General features: G+C 45.4%; 19 protein-coding genes. 12 read left to right on the top strand and 7 right to left on the bottom strand.

Annotated features, from left to right (window positions below; all coding sequences use genetic code 11):
• Window positions 1–16 precede the first annotated feature (16 nt).
• The gene (locus tag AB6E85_RS22210; RefSeq protein ID WP_048610777.1) at window positions 17–613 is read right to left on the bottom strand and encodes a tRNA-uridine aminocarboxypropyltransferase; all 597 of its coding nucleotides are present in this window, start codon (window positions 611–613) and stop codon (window positions 17–19) included.
• A 2-nt stretch (window positions 614–615) separates the two neighbouring features.
• On the bottom strand, window positions 616–2,160 hold the full coding sequence (locus AB6E85_RS22205) for a COG3650 family protein (RefSeq protein ID WP_372144317.1): 1,545 nt from the start codon (window positions 2,158–2,160) through the stop codon (window positions 616–618).
• Window positions 2,161–2,199: 39 nt separating this feature from the next.
• On the opposite strand from AB6E85_RS22205, the gene AB6E85_RS22200 reads away from it, so the two are divergent.
• Window positions 2,200–2,667 (top strand): EVE domain-containing protein, encoded by a 468-nt coding sequence (locus tag AB6E85_RS22200; protein WP_017633148.1) that lies wholly within the window; start codon window positions 2,200–2,202, stop codon window positions 2,665–2,667.
• Between the two features lie 87 nt (window positions 2,668–2,754).
• On the opposite strand, the gene AB6E85_RS22195 is transcribed toward AB6E85_RS22200, so the two are convergent.
• Both AB6E85_RS22195 and AB6E85_RS22190 read right to left on the bottom strand, forming a co-directional pair.
• Window positions 2,755–3,582 (bottom strand): Cof-type HAD-IIB family hydrolase, encoded by an 828-nt coding sequence (locus AB6E85_RS22195; protein WP_048615017.1) that lies wholly within the window; start codon window positions 3,580–3,582, stop codon window positions 2,755–2,757.
• A 182-nt stretch (window positions 3,583–3,764) separates the two neighbouring features.
• Window positions 3,765–4,745, bottom strand: a complete 981-nt coding sequence (locus AB6E85_RS22190; RefSeq protein WP_048613039.1) for an alpha/beta fold hydrolase — start codon at window positions 4,743–4,745, stop codon at window positions 3,765–3,767.
• 81 nt (window positions 4,746–4,826) lie between these two features.
• Here AB6E85_RS22190 and rhtB point away from each other — a divergent pair, with 81 nt between their 5' ends.
• The 7 genes from rhtB to AB6E85_RS22155 all read left to right on the top strand — a co-directional run bounded on the left by rhtB (window position 4,827) and on the right by AB6E85_RS22155 (window position 11,336).
• Window positions 4,827–5,444, top strand: a complete 618-nt coding sequence (rhtB, locus tag AB6E85_RS22185; RefSeq protein WP_048610767.1) for a homoserine/homoserine lactone efflux protein — start codon at window positions 4,827–4,829, stop codon at window positions 5,442–5,444.
• Window positions 5,445–5,489: 45 nt separating this feature from the next.
• Window positions 5,490–6,710, top strand: a complete 1,221-nt coding sequence (locus AB6E85_RS22180) for an EAL and HDOD domain-containing protein (RefSeq protein WP_372144316.1) — start codon at window positions 5,490–5,492, stop codon at window positions 6,708–6,710.
• 99 nt (window positions 6,711–6,809) lie between these two features.
• Complete coding sequence (locus tag AB6E85_RS22175) at window positions 6,810–7,151, top strand: metalloregulator ArsR/SmtB family transcription factor (protein WP_048610763.1); 342 nt, start codon at window positions 6,810–6,812, stop codon at window positions 7,149–7,151.
• A gap of 40 nt (window positions 7,152–7,191) precedes the next feature.
• On the top strand, window positions 7,192–8,193 hold the full coding sequence (locus tag AB6E85_RS22170) for an ArsJ-associated glyceraldehyde-3-phosphate dehydrogenase (protein WP_372144315.1): 1,002 nt from the start codon (window positions 7,192–7,194) through the stop codon (window positions 8,191–8,193).
• Between the two features lie 41 nt (window positions 8,194–8,234).
• Complete coding sequence (locus AB6E85_RS22165) at window positions 8,235–8,726, top strand: cyclin-dependent kinase inhibitor 3 family protein (RefSeq protein ID WP_048615023.1); 492 nt, start codon at window positions 8,235–8,237, stop codon at window positions 8,724–8,726.
• Between the two features lie 206 nt (window positions 8,727–8,932).
• Window positions 8,933–10,153, top strand: coding sequence for an organoarsenical effux MFS transporter ArsJ (gene arsJ / locus AB6E85_RS22160; protein ID WP_372144314.1), 1,221 nt, complete (start codon window positions 8,933–8,935; stop codon window positions 10,151–10,153).
• Between the two features lie 169 nt (window positions 10,154–10,322).
• Window positions 10,323–11,336, top strand: coding sequence for an acyltransferase (locus tag AB6E85_RS22155; protein WP_017061031.1), 1,014 nt, complete (start codon window positions 10,323–10,325; stop codon window positions 11,334–11,336).
• A gap of 60 nt (window positions 11,337–11,396) precedes the next feature.
• On the opposite strand, the gene AB6E85_RS22150 is transcribed toward AB6E85_RS22155, so the two are convergent.
• Window positions 11,397–11,726, bottom strand: coding sequence for a DUF2500 domain-containing protein (locus tag AB6E85_RS22150; protein WP_017061032.1), 330 nt, complete (start codon window positions 11,724–11,726; stop codon window positions 11,397–11,399).
• A gap of 244 nt (window positions 11,727–11,970) precedes the next feature.
• On the opposite strand from AB6E85_RS22150, the gene AB6E85_RS22145 reads away from it, so the two are divergent.
• The 4 genes from AB6E85_RS22145 (at window position 11,971) to AB6E85_RS22130 (ending at window position 15,036) form a co-directional block, all read left to right on the top strand.
• Window positions 11,971–12,345, top strand: a complete 375-nt coding sequence (locus tag AB6E85_RS22145; protein ID WP_004736595.1) for a hypothetical protein — start codon at window positions 11,971–11,973, stop codon at window positions 12,343–12,345.
• A gap of 927 nt (window positions 12,346–13,272) precedes the next feature.
• A complete protein-coding gene (locus tag AB6E85_RS22140) occupies window positions 13,273–13,893 on the top strand; it encodes a lysoplasmalogenase (protein ID WP_048610755.1) in 621 nt (206 codons plus the stop codon).
• 90 nt (window positions 13,894–13,983) lie between these two features.
• Window positions 13,984–14,220: a YecH family metal-binding protein gene (locus tag AB6E85_RS22135; protein WP_017061034.1), complete on the top strand. Its 237-nt coding sequence runs from the start codon at window positions 13,984–13,986 to the stop codon at window positions 14,218–14,220.
• Window positions 14,221–14,451: 231 nt separating this feature from the next.
• A complete protein-coding gene (locus tag AB6E85_RS22130; RefSeq protein WP_017063768.1) occupies window positions 14,452–15,036 on the top strand; it encodes a YhgN family NAAT transporter in 585 nt (194 codons plus the stop codon).
• A gap of 117 nt (window positions 15,037–15,153) precedes the next feature.
• Here the strand turns inward: AB6E85_RS22130 and AB6E85_RS22125 are convergent, their stop codons facing one another.
• Together AB6E85_RS22125 and rsmD are read right to left on the bottom strand one after the other, a co-directional pair.
• Window positions 15,154–15,420: a DUF1145 domain-containing protein gene (locus tag AB6E85_RS22125; RefSeq protein ID WP_016784000.1), complete on the bottom strand. Its 267-nt coding sequence runs from the start codon at window positions 15,418–15,420 to the stop codon at window positions 15,154–15,156.
• Window positions 15,421–15,430: 10 nt separating this feature from the next.
• Complete coding sequence (gene rsmD, locus AB6E85_RS22120) at window positions 15,431–16,033, bottom strand: 16S rRNA (guanine(966)-N(2))-methyltransferase RsmD (RefSeq protein WP_017066764.1); 603 nt, start codon at window positions 16,031–16,033, stop codon at window positions 15,431–15,433.
• Between the last annotated feature and the right edge of the window lie 55 nt (window positions 16,034–16,088).

The following is a 16,088-nucleotide window of genomic DNA, read 5'->3' as shown; positions in this document are numbered from 1 at the left end:
CGTACACCTGCTAGGTCTATTGGAGGGCGTGGCCACACTTGTCGGCGTGGAACACTTTTAGATACTGTTGGTAGTAGTCATCAATGAGCTTGGCTGGCTCGCTGTCACCTAAAGATTTGAGTAACTCAATCCCAACTTCACAAGTACACAAGTGGCCGCTGTCTTGATTGCGGCGCAAGGTGTATGAAGATTCGCTGGTAATGTCGAGGTGAACTTGTGGTACAGCTTGTAACCACGAGCTCTTGTTAAGCATCTTCTTCGCTTCTTGCCATGTGCCATCCAAGATGATGAATAGCGGCTTACGACTCTGGGTTTGGGTCATCACGGCTTGCTGGCACTCGATACTTTGATCACTAGGGAATAGCAGAAATGGTTGTCGTGTTTCATCGTCAAGCAGCGCCATTAGCTCCGCTGGTGGTGTTTTCCTTTGCCATACAATGGACTGACACTGCTCAAGGGATTGCTGAAGCAGCTTTCCGGTATTGGTATCGCGCGACAGTTCATTCTCATGAGTGAGCAGGACAAGATCGATTTCGCTTTCGACACTAGGTATCAGGTGACAAATACATTGGTGAGTAAAGCCACAACCAGGGCAAGCTTGTTGGTTACTCATGTTTACAGCTTTACTCCACTTTGTGCGGGTGAGATACCATCAGCAAACAAAACCACGTCGCTGATATCAGCATCATCTGCAACTGGAGCGACACTTGGGTTTAGCGGGTAGCTGACTCCAGAGTATGACAGTGTGTGTTTCGCCGGTGTTGCACCGCCGCCACTGACGTTGAAGATCAGATCCTGCCAGCCATGGTTTTGCGATTTACCTAAGCGTATGTCGCCCTTAACCAGTGTCACTCGGCTATTGAAGCGCCAGTTATCTTGATGGTTTTCGAAAATCAGCAGGGTACAGCCACCAGAGCCACACCAATCGAGTTGGGCGAACAGCTCTTCTTTACCGTCGCCGTTGAGGTCGTAGGTTAACCAGCGGTATTTAGTGTCGTCAGGTGAGCTGTTGTTGATCTTAAAGTATTCGCGGATCGCTTGGTCGACTTTTGGATCAAGTTGATCACTGGAGTTCACCTGCTTTGCGGTTAGATCAACGCTAGTGGTGGTGTTTACTTGCGCTTGCGCACTCTTAGCTTCGAATAGCACCAGACCGCCATTGGCAATCGGATACACCACGTTGCCCACTTTCTCTTTTTCAGCGATTAGCTTGCCATTATCGAGTGTGAAGATGCGCTCGGAGATCAAATACTGTTGCTGGTGGCGAGTCATAACCACTTGTACCTGATTTTGGTTCAGTTGCTGCCAGAAGCCTTGTTCAACAATAGAAGGGTCTCCATTGCTGTATGAATAAGTCGTGATAGCACTGTGGTCATCGTTGAGTTCAAGGTTGATAGAGAACCCTGAGTTTTGCGTTGAGCTAGCGAAGTAGAGTCCGCTCCAATCCAGTGTTGGATCTTGGTTAGAGACTGTCGCACAACCATTGTAGTCACTGTCATTGAGGTTAAGCTTGGCATGCCACCCATAGATAGAATCGCTCATGCCGTCGCTACAGCTCTCTTTCGTAAGGTTGAGTTTGCCTTGTGCTGCTTTACCTTCTAATTGGTAATCACGGCTGCTCGATGTGGTGCGGCTTGATTCAATATCGAGGGTTTGTGGCTGTTCGCCCATCTTAGTGTATTTCAGCTGGTCTTTATCGAAGGTTGCTGACCAGAAGGGTTCATTACCAAATACTCGTGTTGAACGCAGTGGTTGGTCGCAGCGATCTGGGTTCTCTGCGGTTAGGATGTTCACTTGGTCAACCACGAAACGGGCTGTGAAGTCTGCGTTATACCCCGTTTGGCTCGGCACGGTTAGGTGACCAATCAGCTCGCCATATAAGGCTTGGTAAGGTCTCGTTGAGAGCCCTTGTGCTTCTAGCGCTAACTCTGGAGATAGGTCTAACCAGTATTGTTGTTGGCTGCCGCAAGGAGTGAAGGTTCGGCTTTCATGGCCAACCACTACCTGACCACGCATGATGAAGGTTTGTGGTTGAATGCTCAGTGGCTCATCCAAGGTTGCTGGGGGCAGTTCCGGTTGTTGCGGCGTATCAGGTGCCGTAACACAGCCTTGTAGAGCGAACGCGACTAGCCATGTCACTGGGTTTTTCATTACCTTCATGTTATATCTTCCTCGGAGCAACCGTTAATTGGATTTATTATGGCATATTGGTTATTTAAAACAGAACCCGACACCTTCTCTATTCAGACCCTGAGAGTACAAAAAACCTCTTGTTGGGAGGGTGTACGCAACTATCAGGCTCGAAACATGATGCGTGATGACGTCAAGCTTGGAGATTTGGTGATGATATACCACTCATCATGCAAAAAAGTTGGCGTAGCGGGGATCGCTAAAGTAACCAGAGAAGCCTACCCAGACCACTTTCAGTTCGACCCAGAGAGTGATTACTACGATCCTAAGTCTTCACCCGATAACCCGCGCTGGATTATGGTGGATGTCGAGTTTGTGCGAGTGACTGAGCGCTTGATTCCTTTGGCTACGCTTAAAGCCATGCCTGAACTCTCCGAAATGCCATTGGTGAAACGCGGTAATCGCTTATCGATCATGCCGGTTACCGAACAAGAGTGGCAGGCAATCTTAAGCAAAGAAGTGTTAGGTTCTCGATAGCGTTAGAGAGAGCTTTTTACGTAAGGTTCAAAAAAGGCAGCCCGTTGGCTGCCTTTTTATTTATTCAGATCTCTTCAACGAGCGAGATTAGAGCAGATGCTTTTCTAGGTAGTGAGCAACGGCATCGTCTGCGTTACTGCCAATCACTTCATTGTCTGGTAGTGCTTTCATCACTTTCTCATGTGATGTGCCCATGACTAGACCTTTACCCGCCATAGCCAGCATTTCAGCGTCGTTCATGCCATCACCAAAGGCAACACAGTTATCCAATGTCAGGTTCAGTGATTTCGCAACAGCGTCTAGGGCGTGGCCTTTAGAGACTTCAGCGGCCATCACTTCAAGACACCAAGGTGTAGAGAAGGCGATGTTCAGTTTGTCGCCAAAAGCATCTCTTAGCTTTTGTTCAAACGTGACGAGATATTCGTGGTCTTGTTCTGGATGTGTGAAGAAGACTTTCGCGATGCCTTCGCTTGGTGCGTTTTCAGCTTCAAAGCGCTTGTAGCTAAAGCCTGACTCACTGTGGAATTTAGCCAACATTTCATCTTCACGGTCTAGTAGCCAATCTTCATTCTGGTACATGTGAATAAAGAGGTTTGGATCTTGGCGCACAATATCAATAACCGGCTGAACGAGTTCCTGAGGTACGTTCTGGCTATACATCAGTTGATCATTCTGGTCATGCACGCGTGCACCGTTTGAAGTGATCATGTACGCCGGAATACCTGCTATCTGACGAATACCCGCCACATCGACGTGGTGACGACCCGTAGCGAAGATGAAGGTATAACCTTGGTCGTGTAATTTCTTAAGCGTTAGCTTGGTAAAGTCGCTTAGCTGATGGTTGGGAGCCAAAAGCGTACCATCTAAATCAGAAGCAACAATTTTCACGGAATCTTTTAGTGCAGGAATACTCATTTAACCCTCATTGCAAAATGCTTAACCAATATTGACGCTAGCTAGCGCTAGAATCGTTTTAACTACAATATCTCTAGGTAGAAATTGTATGCCAAATTCATGCAAGAAAAGAGGGCAAAGCTCACTTACTTCTCTTCCTCTTTAGCGCTTATTTTCTTGGTAGGTTGCTTAGCCTATTAGCTTTAGGCGAAAAACTGATTGATCGCATCCAGTGTTTGATTGCGATATTCATCTTGCTCAAACAACACCTCATGCCTAGAACCTTCAACCAACTTAAACTGACAATCAGAGTTGGTTTTCTTCAGCTTAGAGATGAACTTTACTTGGGCACTGTTACTGACAATCTTTTCGTCCCCAGCTTGAATCAATAGCAGAGGAATCTTGATTTGACGAGTTTGTTGAATTGCTTGCTTGGCGGCCATTAACCCTTGCCACACCCAACGCGTGCTTGGTCCACCCACCTGCAAAGATGGAGACTCGTCATATAAGCGGCGGAACCACTGATAGCGAACCTTACTGTGGCTCAGTAAGTTGTTTTCAAATGGCTTCGAATAATATGCTTGCTGCCCTGGCGCGTAAGTCGGCTTGGCATAAAACGCGGTAAGCACTTGTCCGACGATCATCGCGATAGGTTTCAGATACCACTCGGTATTGATACCAAACATCGGAGCGCACAGAGTCACCTTATCAAATGGATGGTCTGGATGAGTTTGTAGGTAGCGAGTGGCTATGGTGCTGCCCATTGAATGAGCGAGCAGATAGCGATTGGAATACTTACTGAGATCAAAACTGGCAATGACGTCAGACATGTCAGATGCATAATCATCAAACTCATGAATGTGACCAATGTCAGAGTCTGTTACCATACGTTCAGACTGGCCTTGACCTTGGTGGTCAAATGAATAAACGTCATAGCCTTGTTGATAGAAGTCATAAAAGAGTTCTTGGTATTTTTGGCAGCACTCAATGCGGCCATTTGAAATAACAATCGCCTTGGTATGAGTCTCTGAAGTCAGGCTACACCAGTACAGCTTCTTTTTACCGGATGTTGTTACATACCCATCTTTTCGTTGTTGCCAAAGGGTGGGGATCGGGTGTTTAATCGCTTGCTCGAATTGAGGTTCTTGCGTGTACGAAATCGGGGCGCCGCTGTGGTTTTCCATGGGAAATTACCTGAACTGATGCGTGTGAGAGCTTTATTGCTACTAATGTTGTTAGATTAAAGAACTAGTAAGGAAATGCAAATGGATACTCATGTTTGGCTTGCTTATGTCGTTACGGCGATATTGTTTAGTTTGGCTCCGGGCTCAGGTACCGTTAACTCAATCAGCAATGGGCTAAGTTATGGCACCAAGAAGTCACTTGCGTCGATCGCGGGCTTACAACTCGGTCTTGCATTCCACATCATGCTGGTGGGCGCGGGCATTGGTGCATTAGTGGCTCAATCCGCGTTGGCGTTCACCATCATCAAATGGGTGGGCGTGGTTTACCTTCTTTGGTTGGGTATTCAAAAGTGGCGTGACAACTCTAGCTTAGTGGCTTCACAAGAAAACTCGACGCTATCGAGTGGCAAGCTGCTTAGAAATGCGGTGCTGATTAACCTTACCAACCCAAAATCTATTGTGTTTTTGGTGGCTCTTTTCCCTCAATTTATCGATCCAACACAGCCGCAAGCACCACAATTATTAGTGTTAGGTGTTACAACAGTATTCATTGATAGCGTTGTTATGTTGGGCTACACCTCATTAGCTTCACAAATGGGACGCTTTATTCGTTCAGATCGCATAATGGGTAAGATAAATAAAATCTTTGGTGGTATGTTCATGGGCTGCGGCGCATTGCTGGCTGCCGCCAAAGCCTAATCAAAGCAATAGAGTTAAAGTTAAACCAATTAGAGTTATCAAGAAATGACCGCTACCTACGTTGCTCGACAACCTATCTTAAACCGTAAGAAGAACACGCTTGGTTATGAGCTGCTGTTTCGTGACGGAGAAAGGAATGCCTATCCAGCGCATATAGAGTCTAATCGAGCAACGTATCGTCTGATCGTTGAGAACTTCTTGTCGGTTGGGCTTAACCCATCGATCCCATCTTCACGTTGCTTTATTAACTTCCCTTACCAAAGCTTGATTCGTCGGTTGCCTTTGAGCTTGCCGAAAGACAAGGTGGTGGTTGAGATTCTTGAAACCTGCCAACCGACCGACGAATTATTAGAAGCCGTTAAAGAGCTTTATCAAGCGGGGTACATGATTGCCCTAGATGATTTTACTTCGACGCCAGAATGGGAACGTTTCCTCAAATACACGCATATTGTTAAGCTCGATATCATGCAGATGGGCTTGGATGAGGCGTGTGATTTGGTCAAAGTACATCAAGGGAAAAAGTTTAGCTTTCTTGCTGAACGAGTCGAAACCGAACAAGAATTCCAGCAAGCCAAAGACGCGGGCTTTAAGTTCTTCCAAGGCTATTTCTTCAGCAAGCCGGAAATCATCAAGACTAAGTACATCAGTCCTGAGCAAGTGATTGCCATGGAGCTGTTCCAAGAAGTGTGTAAGCCAGATGTCGACTTTCAGCGTGTCGAGAGTATCGTCGCGAAAGATGTCGCCTTGTCTTATAAGCTACTGCGCTTTGTGAACACCATGTCGCCCCGTCTAGAAGTGACCATCTCTTCATTCCGTCAGGCCTTGGTGTATCTAGGGCAAGAAAAACTGAAAATGTTTGTCTCGCTGGCGGTGGCGTCTTACGTCTCGGATAAAAAACCGAAAGAGTTGTATGGCTTGTCTTTGCAGCGAGCACAGTTTTGCCAGCGTATGTCTCGTTATCAGGCATTTGAAGGACATACCGAGCAAGCCTTTATGATTGGTTTGTTCTCGTTGTTGGATGCATTGCTCGACCTGTCGTTAGAGAATTTAGTAGAGCAACTGCCTTTGTGTAAAAGTATCAAGGTGGCTCTGCTTCGTAGAGAAGGGCCATATGGTACCTTGCTCGCACTTGAAGAGAGCTTTGAGCATGCCGATTGGCAACAGATTGATGAGCACTGTGCTGATTTAGGATTAAGCGTGGATCAGGTCAAAACGGAGCTTACTGAAGCGCGCCGTTGGAGTCATACCGTGACCAACCAGCTCTGATATTTCTTCGTTAAACTTTTATGACAATTGAAACGCACGCCTTGACGTGCGTTTTTTTATAACTAATATATACGCATATCCATATATGAGTATGTAGTTATGCTTCCTCACCAATTTTTTAAATTACTGTCTGATGAAACGCGAGTGCGTTGCTTAATGATGATTGTGCGCCAAGAGTGCCTTTCTGTTGGTGAGTTGACTCAGGCACTACAAGAAAGTCAGCCAAAGGTTTCACGCCACCTTGCACAGTTGCGTTCAAACGGCATTTTGACTGATGTTCGCCAAGGGCAGTGGGTATTTTACCGTCTGTCAAAAGATTTACCGGGTTGGATGCTAAAGTTAATTGATGACCTTATCGCATCGAACTGTTTGAAAACTGAATACCAGCAAGATATTGAGCGCTTAGAGTCGATGAACTCACGCCCAGTATGTTGCGTTTAATTCTTAATTTAAGTTTCACCACTAACTGAGAGAACACACAATGACAGTTAAAGTAGGTATTAATGGTTTTGGTCGTATCGGCCGTCTAGCACTTCGCGCAGCTTTCGATTGGGAAGAGCTAGAGTTTGTTCAAATTAACGATGTTGCTGGCGACACAACAACACTGGCTCACCTTCTAGAGTTTGATTCGGTTCAAGGTCGTTGGAATCACGAAGTCGCTGTTGAAGGCGACGAGATGATCATCAACGGTCAACGCATCAAAACCACAAAAGAGCGCGACATTGATGCGATCGATTGGTCTGGTTGTGATGTGGTGATTGAAGCAACGGGTAAACACCGTAAGACTTCTTTCCTAAACAAATACCTAGAGCAAGGCGTGAAGCGCGTTGTGGTATCTGCGCCAGTGAAAGAAGAAGGCATTGCAAACATCGTTGTAGGTGTGAACGACAATATCTTCGATCCTGAGGTACACAAAATCGTAACGGCAGCGTCTTGTACTACTAACTGTATCGCGCCAGTGGTTAAGGTGATCAACGAGAAGCTTGGTATCGAGAACGCAGCGTTCACCACTATTCACGATCTAACTAACACGCAAACTATTCTTGATGCGCCCCATAAGGATTTACGCCGTGCACGTGCATGTGGCATGAGCCTTATCCCAACAACGACTGGCAGCGCTAAAGCTATTGTTGAGATCTTCCCGGAGCTTGAAAACCGCATCAACGGCCATGCAGTTCGCGTACCTCTAGCGAACGCTTCTCTAACAGACATCATCTTCGAAGTGAAGCAAGACACCACGGTAGAAGAAGTTAACGCGATGCTGAAAGAAGCGTCTCAGAATGAACTAAAAGGCATTCTTGGCTTTGAAGAGCGTCCACTGGTTTCTATCGATTACAAAGGCGACCAACGCTCAACAATCGTGGATGCACTATCAACGATGTTGGTCGGTAAGCGCATGGTTAAGATCTACGCTTGGTACGACAACGAGATGGGTTACGCGACACGTACTGCTGAGTTAGTTCGCACTGTTGGTTTAGCATAAGCCTGCGTACTTAAGAAATAGTAGAATCTGGAGATTACACAATGACACATCCAACATGGCAACTAGACTTAGAGCAAGGTGCGTTAATCCTTACTCCATGCCCAGGTACAAAAGAAGCAACGCTTGATGCATCACTGGCTCAGCTAAAAGAGCAAGGCGTTGAAGCTATCGTGACAGCACTTGATGACCATGAGCTTGCAAGCAAAGACGTGGCGGCACTTGGCGAAAAAACACGTGCGCTAGGCATGCAATGGTTCCAGATCGAAATTGAAGACGACTGTGCACCGGGTGCTGATTTTGCTGCGAAGTGGCAAGCGGCTAGCCCTGAGCTACATAATATCGTTGATAACGGCGGCAAGGTTGCGATGCATTGCATGGGCGGCTCTGGTCGCACTGGTTTGTTCGCGGCTCACCTACTGTTAGAAAAAGGCTGGGATTTGAGCAAGGTTGTTCAAGAGGTGCAGGCACTGCGTCCCGGCGCATTTACTAAGCCTATTCAGGTTGAGTATATCAACGGCGTAGCTTCTGCGTAGCTCTTCATACTTGAACCTGCAGCGTTGTTAACTGCGCAAGTTCACCCTAATCACATAGAACACCTATGCTCAAAGGGCTGAACTTGCTTGTTGCCTAGCTGCAACTCCAATTATTTTGAGTATAAGTTAAGTGGAAAGTAAGAATTAGAGCTTTTGGACACCTATGATCTAAAAGCTCTTTTTGTTTAGATTGCAGAGATAGCGTTATGTTTTCAAATCTAAGTAAGAGCGTTCGCCAATACATGTTGGTGACTTTTAACTACTGGAACTTCACCATTACTGATGGTGCACTTCGCATGCTGGTGGTTCTGTATTTTTACGACCTTGGTTACAGTTCGTTAGAAATCGCCTCACTGTTCCTTTTCTATGAATTCTTTGGTGTGGTGACTAACCTAATCGGTGGCTGGTTAGGGGCGCGTCTTGGCCTCAATAAGACCATGAACATCGGGTTAGGCATGCAGGTTGTCGCCTTGGGTATGCTCGCGGTACCAACGGCGATGTTGACCATTCCTTGGGTCATGGCGGCGCAGGCTTTGTCTGGTATCGCTAAAGACCTCAATAAGATGAGTGCCAAGAGTTCGATTAAGACTCTGGTTCCTGATGAACAACAGGGCGCGCTTTATAAGTGGATTGCGATTCTGACAGGATCTAAGAATGCGCTTAAAGGGGCTGGCTTCTTTATTGGTGGTTTGCTGCTTTCAACGATTGGCTTCCAATACGCCGTGCTCGCGATGGCAACCGTGTTGGCATTGGTCTTCGTTGGCAGTGTGTTGAGCTTAGAAGCGGACATGGGTAAAGCGAAAACTAAACCTAAGTTCAAACAGATCTTCTCTAAGTCTGAATCCATCAACATCTTATCCGCAGCACGTATGTTCCTGTTTGGCGCTCGTGATGTGTGGTTTGTGATTGCTTTGCCGATTTACCTAGGCAGTGTGTTTGGTTGGGATCACTCATGGGTTGGTGGTTTCTTAGCTGCTTGGACTATCGCTTATGGCTTTGTACAGGGCATAGCGCCGAAGATTACTGGTAAAGCTCAAGGTAAGGTGCCAGATGGCCATGCCGCGCTGTTATGGGCTGGTGCGTTGGCTATCGTGACCGCTACTATCGCTTATGCAGTACAGATTGGTTGGCAACCAGAGCTCGTTATCGTGGGTGGTTTGATGGTATTTGGTGCCATCTTTGCGGTGAACTCATCACTTCACTCATATTTGATTGTGAGTTATGCGAAAGGTGATGGCGTTTCTCTTGATGTCGGTTTCTACTACATGGCAAACGCGATGGGCCGTTTGATTGGCACGATATTGTCGGGCTTGGTATTCCAAATGGCAGGTTTGTCTGCGTGTCTGTGGGTTTCCTTCGCATTCTTAGCGATAACGACGGTGATCTCTTTGCGTTTACCGAAAGTGCCGCAAATCTCAGCGGCATAAGCTTCAGCCACATGAGCCTCATTTGTGAGAGCTCAAGTCGCAGAAGCTAGCGTCGTATCAGCTAAATTCGCGATAAGCATCTCCTTTAACACTAAGCTGACTTGGTATTTATTCCGGTCAGCTTTTTTATTGCTATAGTAGAATGATTGAATATTAATCAGGCATTTACATGAAGCAGCGAATTCTCTTTTTTGATTTAGCACGATGTGTCGCGGCCGTAGCGGTTATCGCGATTCATGTTTTGGCGCCTTATCGCAATGAATTGGGCACTATTCCTTTCGGTGAATGGCTTACTGCCATTACGGTAAACGGTTTCAGCCGCTGGGCAGTACCTGTGTTCATCTTGATTACGGGCGCACTGATGCTAAGTGATCAGCGCCCGTTTGACGCCAAATACTACCTCAAGCGTCGTCTGGGCAAGGTACTGATACCTTTCATTGTCTGGTCGCTTTTCTATACCTATCTGTCGGGTTGGTCGGCAATGGGTTTTGATGCCGACGTCAGTTGGGATGTGTTGCTGAATAGCTACCATCATTACACTTATTACCACCTTGGTTTCTTCTATTACTTCATCCCGCTCTACTTTGTGATTCCTTTCTTGCAGATCATGGTTAGAAAGTACGGTGATAGATCGGTCTATGCCTTTACAGCGGTATGGTTGTTCACAACGTTATTGTTCTTACTGAAAATCGATGGCCCTTGGAGCCACGAATTGTGGTTGTACACCGGTTACTTACCATTGGGTTACTTGCTGTATAAGATTGTGCCACTTAACAAGATGACAGTTGGCGTGAGTGTTTTACTGGGTGGGCTAGCGTTACTAACCACGGTTTACATGGTTGTTGATGCAAGCTTGGTGGCAGAAGAGTACACGGTAGGGCGCTGGTTATCTTACAAAACGTTGAATACCGTATTAGCCGCGAGCATGGTGTTCATGGTATGCCGTTACTATGGTGAAGGCCTTTCTGAGAAGAGTAACCAAGTGGTTGGCTTTATCAGTAAGCACAGCTTAGGTATTTACCTGCTGCACCCGATTTTCTTGTGGCCGATGAAAGAGTTTGGTTGGTACCAAGGACATCCGGCATGGGTTATTCCATTATGGATTGTGATCAGCGGAGCTGGCGCGTTATGGATGAGCTGGTTGGTGTCTAAGTCAGAGAAAACACGTTGGTTATTGCCTTAGCGGTGAGTACTAAGGCTTTCTGATGGATTACTTAGGGGAGACAGTTGAAGCGGCTGACGTTTAGCGCTTCAACGCAAAGTGTAAGAACTTATCGCCTTGGTAGGTTAAGGTTCCTTTGTCGCCAGGGTTAAGGGCGTGGAAATAGTGGATGCCGACTTGGAATTCTCGCTTCGGACCAACCACACCACGTTGAACGTAAATCCAGTACTCTTGATCTTCTTGGCCCGGTTCTGCGTCAGGAAGGTCGATGGATTGTTTGTCTAACACCGTGACATTCACTTTCTTCTCTGGCGCATTTTCACCTTGCGAGTGTTTTCGATAGAAACCAATAAATACCCAAGCCGCTAGAGCAGCGAGAGCAAAGATGGCAAAAAAGAGTGAATTAGGCATATAACCTCCATGTAGTCGTGATGGTTATTCTAGTCTTTCAGGCAATAGGGATATGTGTTTAAAGCCGTTATTCGTGAACTGTTGTAAGCCAAGCTGATTATTTTTCGGCAGACATCACATTTAATGGCCAGTTTGGGATAAAGCATTGTTATTTATTGTCTCTTTCTCTCGTAAATAACTGTGATTTTGTATAAGAATAGGGAAATGCTCGACTAGAATTATAGTGTGGAGTGGGAGGGCCAAGATGACCGATATTGAAAAAGTGGTGACAAGAACTCGCAATATAGAGAAATTATTGAGGCTTCAATATCATGCCGAAGGCGAAGGATTGCATGAGCTTGTAACAAGCTGTGAAGAAAGGCTACCGCACGATATGGTGAGCAAGCTGCGCTATATCGCAACGTGTCGTAATAAGGTAGTCAATGAACATGAGGCTAAGTTGGAAGACCAACATAAGTTCATCATGATGTGTAACGACTGCGAGAAGGAGCTGACTCCACGTAGTGGTCGTTTTATCTGGCGAGTTGCGATCTTACTGATGATGGCAATGACTTTAGCTGCCGCAGGTTTCTATTATGCGAACTGGGATGTGCTAACACTGCATCTGTTTTCGAAGTGAAAAAATTGAACAAAAAAAGGGACGCTCATGGCGTCCCTTTTTTTATCTGTAACTTGCTTAGTACATCATCGGTAGTGTCATTAGACCTACAACTACCGCGATCATTACAAGTCCTTGTCTTTGCGAAGATGAAATCATAACACTACTCCTAAATTTGGTTGTCTCTCGCTATGTTTTAAAGAATAGCACTACTTATGGCTTTAGATCAAGAATTACTTTCGAAAGCTTTAAAAGTAGTAGAAAACTATGAGTTTTTGGCTTGTTTAGCAGTGTTTAACTGTGTTTTATGGTGTGTTCTTATTTTGTTCGTTGTGATTTATGTTTGTTCCAATTTTATTTAACTTGTTGTTTTGTAATGGTTGTTTTGTGTAATTTATATTGTTAAAGGTTGTTAAACTGTATTAATAGGCGCTGGTGGTGGCTAGGTTTGTTTTGGTTGGTTTTTTAAGTTTTCGACTTGGTTTTTGTGGCGGTTTTTACCGGGGGCTTGAAATAACCTGACAAAACTGGGATTTAAAAAAGAAAACTGACTACTTTACAAGTCTAGGCTTGGTTGGCGTTTTTATTTCCTTATTAACCTTGAGTTTCTTTGTTTAAGTTATTGTTATTGTTTGATTTAAAGATAGTTATTTTAATTTTTTAAGTGTGGTATTTGACGGAATTAGGCCGATTTTGGTGGGGCCGATAGGTTAGAATTGGCCAAAACTCAAGTATGGCGACTCTAGTGCCAGTTTGAATGGGTTTTATGATGATTCGTTCTAGTTTTAAACGAATGGCCATTGTCATGGTGGTAATTGTTACGACTTCAATCTAAAGAGACTCTTTTTAGTGGAAGCGTAATCAAGATCCAATTTTGAGGCGCTGAGGCTTTACATCAACACTCGTGTGCCTAGACTGGCGACGATTTAAAGCAATAGGGCAAATGGTATGTGGAGTTGGTTGGCGGTTTCCTTGTCTGGTATCGGAGCAATAGCAGGAACGAAACATGGACATATCGGTCAGGCCTTATCGTATAAGGTTTTTACCTATGTATTATTAGCGACCATTGCTTTAACTCAATCTGTCGTTGCTGATTTTACCTATTGGGTCGTTGCTGGGTTGGCGGTCTCTGCGATCGCAGATGTCCTGCATGCTGTTACTCAAAAACGTCCTCTGCATTTTGTTTGCTTCTTGCTGGCTCAGCTCTGTTACAGCAAAGCATTTTGGCTACAGCTATCAGGAGAAATGGTCTGGTGGTTGTTCGCGCTGCTGTTGGCGGCTTGTGTCGTTGCTTTCTTCTTACTTCTGCCTCGCTTAGACAAACTCGTCTTTCCTGTGGTTATCATGGGTATCGTGCTTATTCAGCTTGCATGGGCTTCTGGTGAGCTCTGGTTGCTTGATCCTCAACTGTCGCATGCGGTGGGTTTTGCGGGTTGTGTCGTGTTGCTGCTTTCAGCATTGGCGTACGCGCTAAATTTTTATCGTAGCCCAATTAAGGGTGCCTACTTTTGGGTGACGGGCAGCTACTTTCTGGCGCACGCTCTCATTGTTGCTTCCCTTACAATTTAGGGTAGAGCTCGCTTAACTCTGAGCTACATCAAGGCAGCTCAGATGAAAGAAGGTACTCTACGTCTACTTCATTAAACATGAGATAGAGTTATGACTACCGAAATTCATGCACACAACGTTTTAAACCTACTGAGTGAAAAGCCACTGACTCGTGAAGAGTTGACGCAAGAACTCGCTCAAACTTATGGCGCAGAAGCGCGTTTTCATACGTGTAAGCTGAACGGTCTGGATTTAGATGGATTGCTGAAGTTTTTCCTGAAGATGGAAAAGGTCGTGGTTATTGATGACAAGCTTTGCACTAATCGCGAACGTGTGTGTAACCACTGATTCCCAGTGACTTGGTTTTTAGAGCCTTTTGGCTTTTATAGATAAGAAGAGTGGATGCGACGTTTCGGCTTCACTCTTTAAATTCTCTTTTTACTTTTCTCCTTTCTGCCTTTCTATTTGCTCTCGCAAAATTCCCTTCTAATTACATAAGTTAATCCTTTTATTACTGCGTTCGAAAATCAATGTTGAGGCTGCTATACTCCGCGCACTTACGCTTTTCGAGACAAACTTATGGAAATTTTATCTGCAGCAACCATGCTGTTTCTTATTATGGACCCGCTTGGCAATCTACCAATCGTGCTCTCTATCCTTAAGCATATTGATCCGAAGCGTCGCCGTATTGTTCTTGTTCGTGAACTGATGTTTGCGCTGGTTATCCTGCTGTTGTTCTTGTTTGCTGGTCAAAGCATCATGAACTTCCTGCACGTGCAGCCTGAAACCTTGAGTATCTCTGGCGGTATTATTCTCTTCATCATCGCGATTAAGATGATTTTCCCAAGTGCGGGCAGTATTACTGGCCTCGCGGCGGGTGAAGAACCGTTTATTGTGCCGATGGCGATCCCAATGATTGCTGGCCCTTCAGTGATTGCGGCATTGATTCTGTTGTCGACACAGCACCCTGACAATATGTTAGAGCTTTCAGGGGCAGTGATGTTGGCTTGGGGCGCTACCTTCTTTATTCTGATGTTTAATGGCTTCTTCCTGCGAGTGCTGGGAGAGAGAGGTCTTAAAGCCATCGAACGCTTGATGGGCTTGTTGTTGGTTATGCTGTCGACGCAAATGTTCCTCGATGGTGTGAAAGGCTACATGGGCTAACATCGATATCATTGCTGAATAAAAAAACGCCGCTCAAATGAGCGGCGTTTTTGTCTCTACTGTTTCTGTCATGATGTTTTATGTAGCTAAGCGTTTTATATCTGGGCTTAAGCTCGATTACATCATGTGTTTGCGTCGGATATCGAGTAAGGCGAAGACACCGAAAATCAATATTGACCACTTCTCCCAACGTGACATCTCGATCTTATCGCCGAATGCACCGATGAAAATCAGCATCTGCAGGCCGTGCATGAAGAACAAGAATGCTGTCATGATATAAAGCGCAATCGCAGCATTACCCGGAAACGGGTAGAAAATATTTACGATTAAGATAAACCAAACAAAGGCGATGGCTGCTTTTGCTAGTGGAAGCAAGAACTTCATTCAATAACTCCTATTCTTCAGTGATTCGATTGAACAGTCGGTAGCTTGACTGTCCGGTGGTCTTATCGCGATGCAATTCCCAGTTTTCTGGCATAGCTTCGAGTTTCAGTTCTTTCTCTGTCTCGACGTAAATGATGGCATTGTCTGCAAGCCAACCATTACTCTCAAGCAGTTGTACTGTTTCTGCCAGTAAGCCTTGACGAAATGGTGGATCAAGGAAAACCATATCGTAAGGAGTGCCTGGTTTCTTAAGGAAAGAGATTGCATCAGTATTCACGACATTGATGTTGTCTGCTTTGAGCTCTTTCGCGTTATCAGAAAGCTGTTTGGCTGCCTTTTGATTCATTTCGAGCAGTGTCACCATTTTTGCTTGGCGAGAAGCTGCTTCAAAACCTAGACCGCCAGAGCCGGCAAATACATCCAAGCAAGTTGAATGTGGGATATCTTGAGCCACCCAGTTAAAGAGCGTCTCTTTTACTCGGTCAATGGTTGGGCGTAATCCTTCTAAATCATGAACAGGCAGCTTTCTACCTCTCCATGAGCCACTAATAATTCGAACAAAGCCTCCGGATGGCTTTTTTTGTGATGTGTTTTGCTGGCGACGTCTTACCATAGATTTTTTGACCGCTAATAAAGTGATACTATACCGAGCCCAATTTAAGTGGGTT

It is taken from the genome of Vibrio sp. 10N.247.311.51 (genome assembly GCF_041467855.1).
Classification (GTDB): domain Bacteria; phylum Pseudomonadota; class Gammaproteobacteria; order Enterobacterales; family Vibrionaceae; genus Vibrio; species Vibrio coralliirubri.
The sequence above is the reverse complement of the archived record's forward strand: the minus strand, read 5'-3'. Positions and strand labels throughout refer to the sequence as shown.

Coding starts and splice junctions, on each gene's coding strand:
- AB6E85_RS22130 (WP_017063768.1), top strand. CDS start 14,452: ATGGAAATTTTATCTGCAGCAACCATGCTGTTTCTTATTATGGACCCG.
- rhtB (WP_048610767.1), top strand. CDS start 4,827: ATGGATACTCATGTTTGGCTTGCTTATGTCGTTACGGCGATATTGTTT.
- AB6E85_RS22195 (WP_048615017.1), bottom strand. CDS start 3,582: ATGAGTATTCCTGCACTAAAAGATTCCGTGAAAATTGTTGCTTCTGAT.
- AB6E85_RS22180 (WP_372144316.1), top strand. CDS start 5,490: ATGACCGCTACCTACGTTGCTCGACAACCTATCTTAAACCGTAAGAAG.
- AB6E85_RS22145 (WP_004736595.1), top strand. CDS start 11,971: ATGACCGATATTGAAAAAGTGGTGACAAGAACTCGCAATATAGAGAAA.
- AB6E85_RS22170 (WP_372144315.1), top strand. CDS start 7,192: ATGACAGTTAAAGTAGGTATTAATGGTTTTGGTCGTATCGGCCGTCTA.
- AB6E85_RS22165 (WP_048615023.1), top strand. CDS start 8,235: ATGACACATCCAACATGGCAACTAGACTTAGAGCAAGGTGCGTTAATC.
- AB6E85_RS22210 (WP_048610777.1), bottom strand. CDS start 613: ATGAGTAACCAACAAGCTTGCCCTGGTTGTGGCTTTACTCACCAATGT.
- AB6E85_RS22190 (WP_048613039.1), bottom strand. CDS start 4,745: ATGGAAAACCACAGCGGCGCCCCGATTTCGTACACGCAAGAACCTCAA.
- AB6E85_RS22175 (WP_048610763.1), top strand. CDS start 6,810: ATGCTTCCTCACCAATTTTTTAAATTACTGTCTGATGAAACGCGAGTG.
- AB6E85_RS22200 (WP_017633148.1), top strand. CDS start 2,200: ATGGCATATTGGTTATTTAAAACAGAACCCGACACCTTCTCTATTCAG.
- rsmD (WP_017066764.1), bottom strand. CDS start 16,033: ATGGTAAGACGTCGCCAGCAAAACACATCACAAAAAAAGCCATCCGGA.
- arsJ (WP_372144314.1), top strand. CDS start 8,933: ATGTTTTCAAATCTAAGTAAGAGCGTTCGCCAATACATGTTGGTGACT.
- AB6E85_RS22205 (WP_372144317.1), bottom strand. CDS start 2,160: ATGAAGGTAATGAAAAACCCAGTGACATGGCTAGTCGCGTTCGCTCTA.
- AB6E85_RS22140 (WP_048610755.1), top strand. CDS start 13,273: ATGTGGAGTTGGTTGGCGGTTTCCTTGTCTGGTATCGGAGCAATAGCA.
- AB6E85_RS22125 (WP_016784000.1), bottom strand. CDS start 15,420: ATGAAGTTCTTGCTTCCACTAGCAAAAGCAGCCATCGCCTTTGTTTGG.
- AB6E85_RS22155 (WP_017061031.1), top strand. CDS start 10,323: ATGAAGCAGCGAATTCTCTTTTTTGATTTAGCACGATGTGTCGCGGCC.
- AB6E85_RS22150 (WP_017061032.1), bottom strand. CDS start 11,726: ATGCCTAATTCACTCTTTTTTGCCATCTTTGCTCTCGCTGCTCTAGCG.
- AB6E85_RS22135 (WP_017061034.1), top strand. CDS start 13,984: ATGACTACCGAAATTCATGCACACAACGTTTTAAACCTACTGAGTGAA.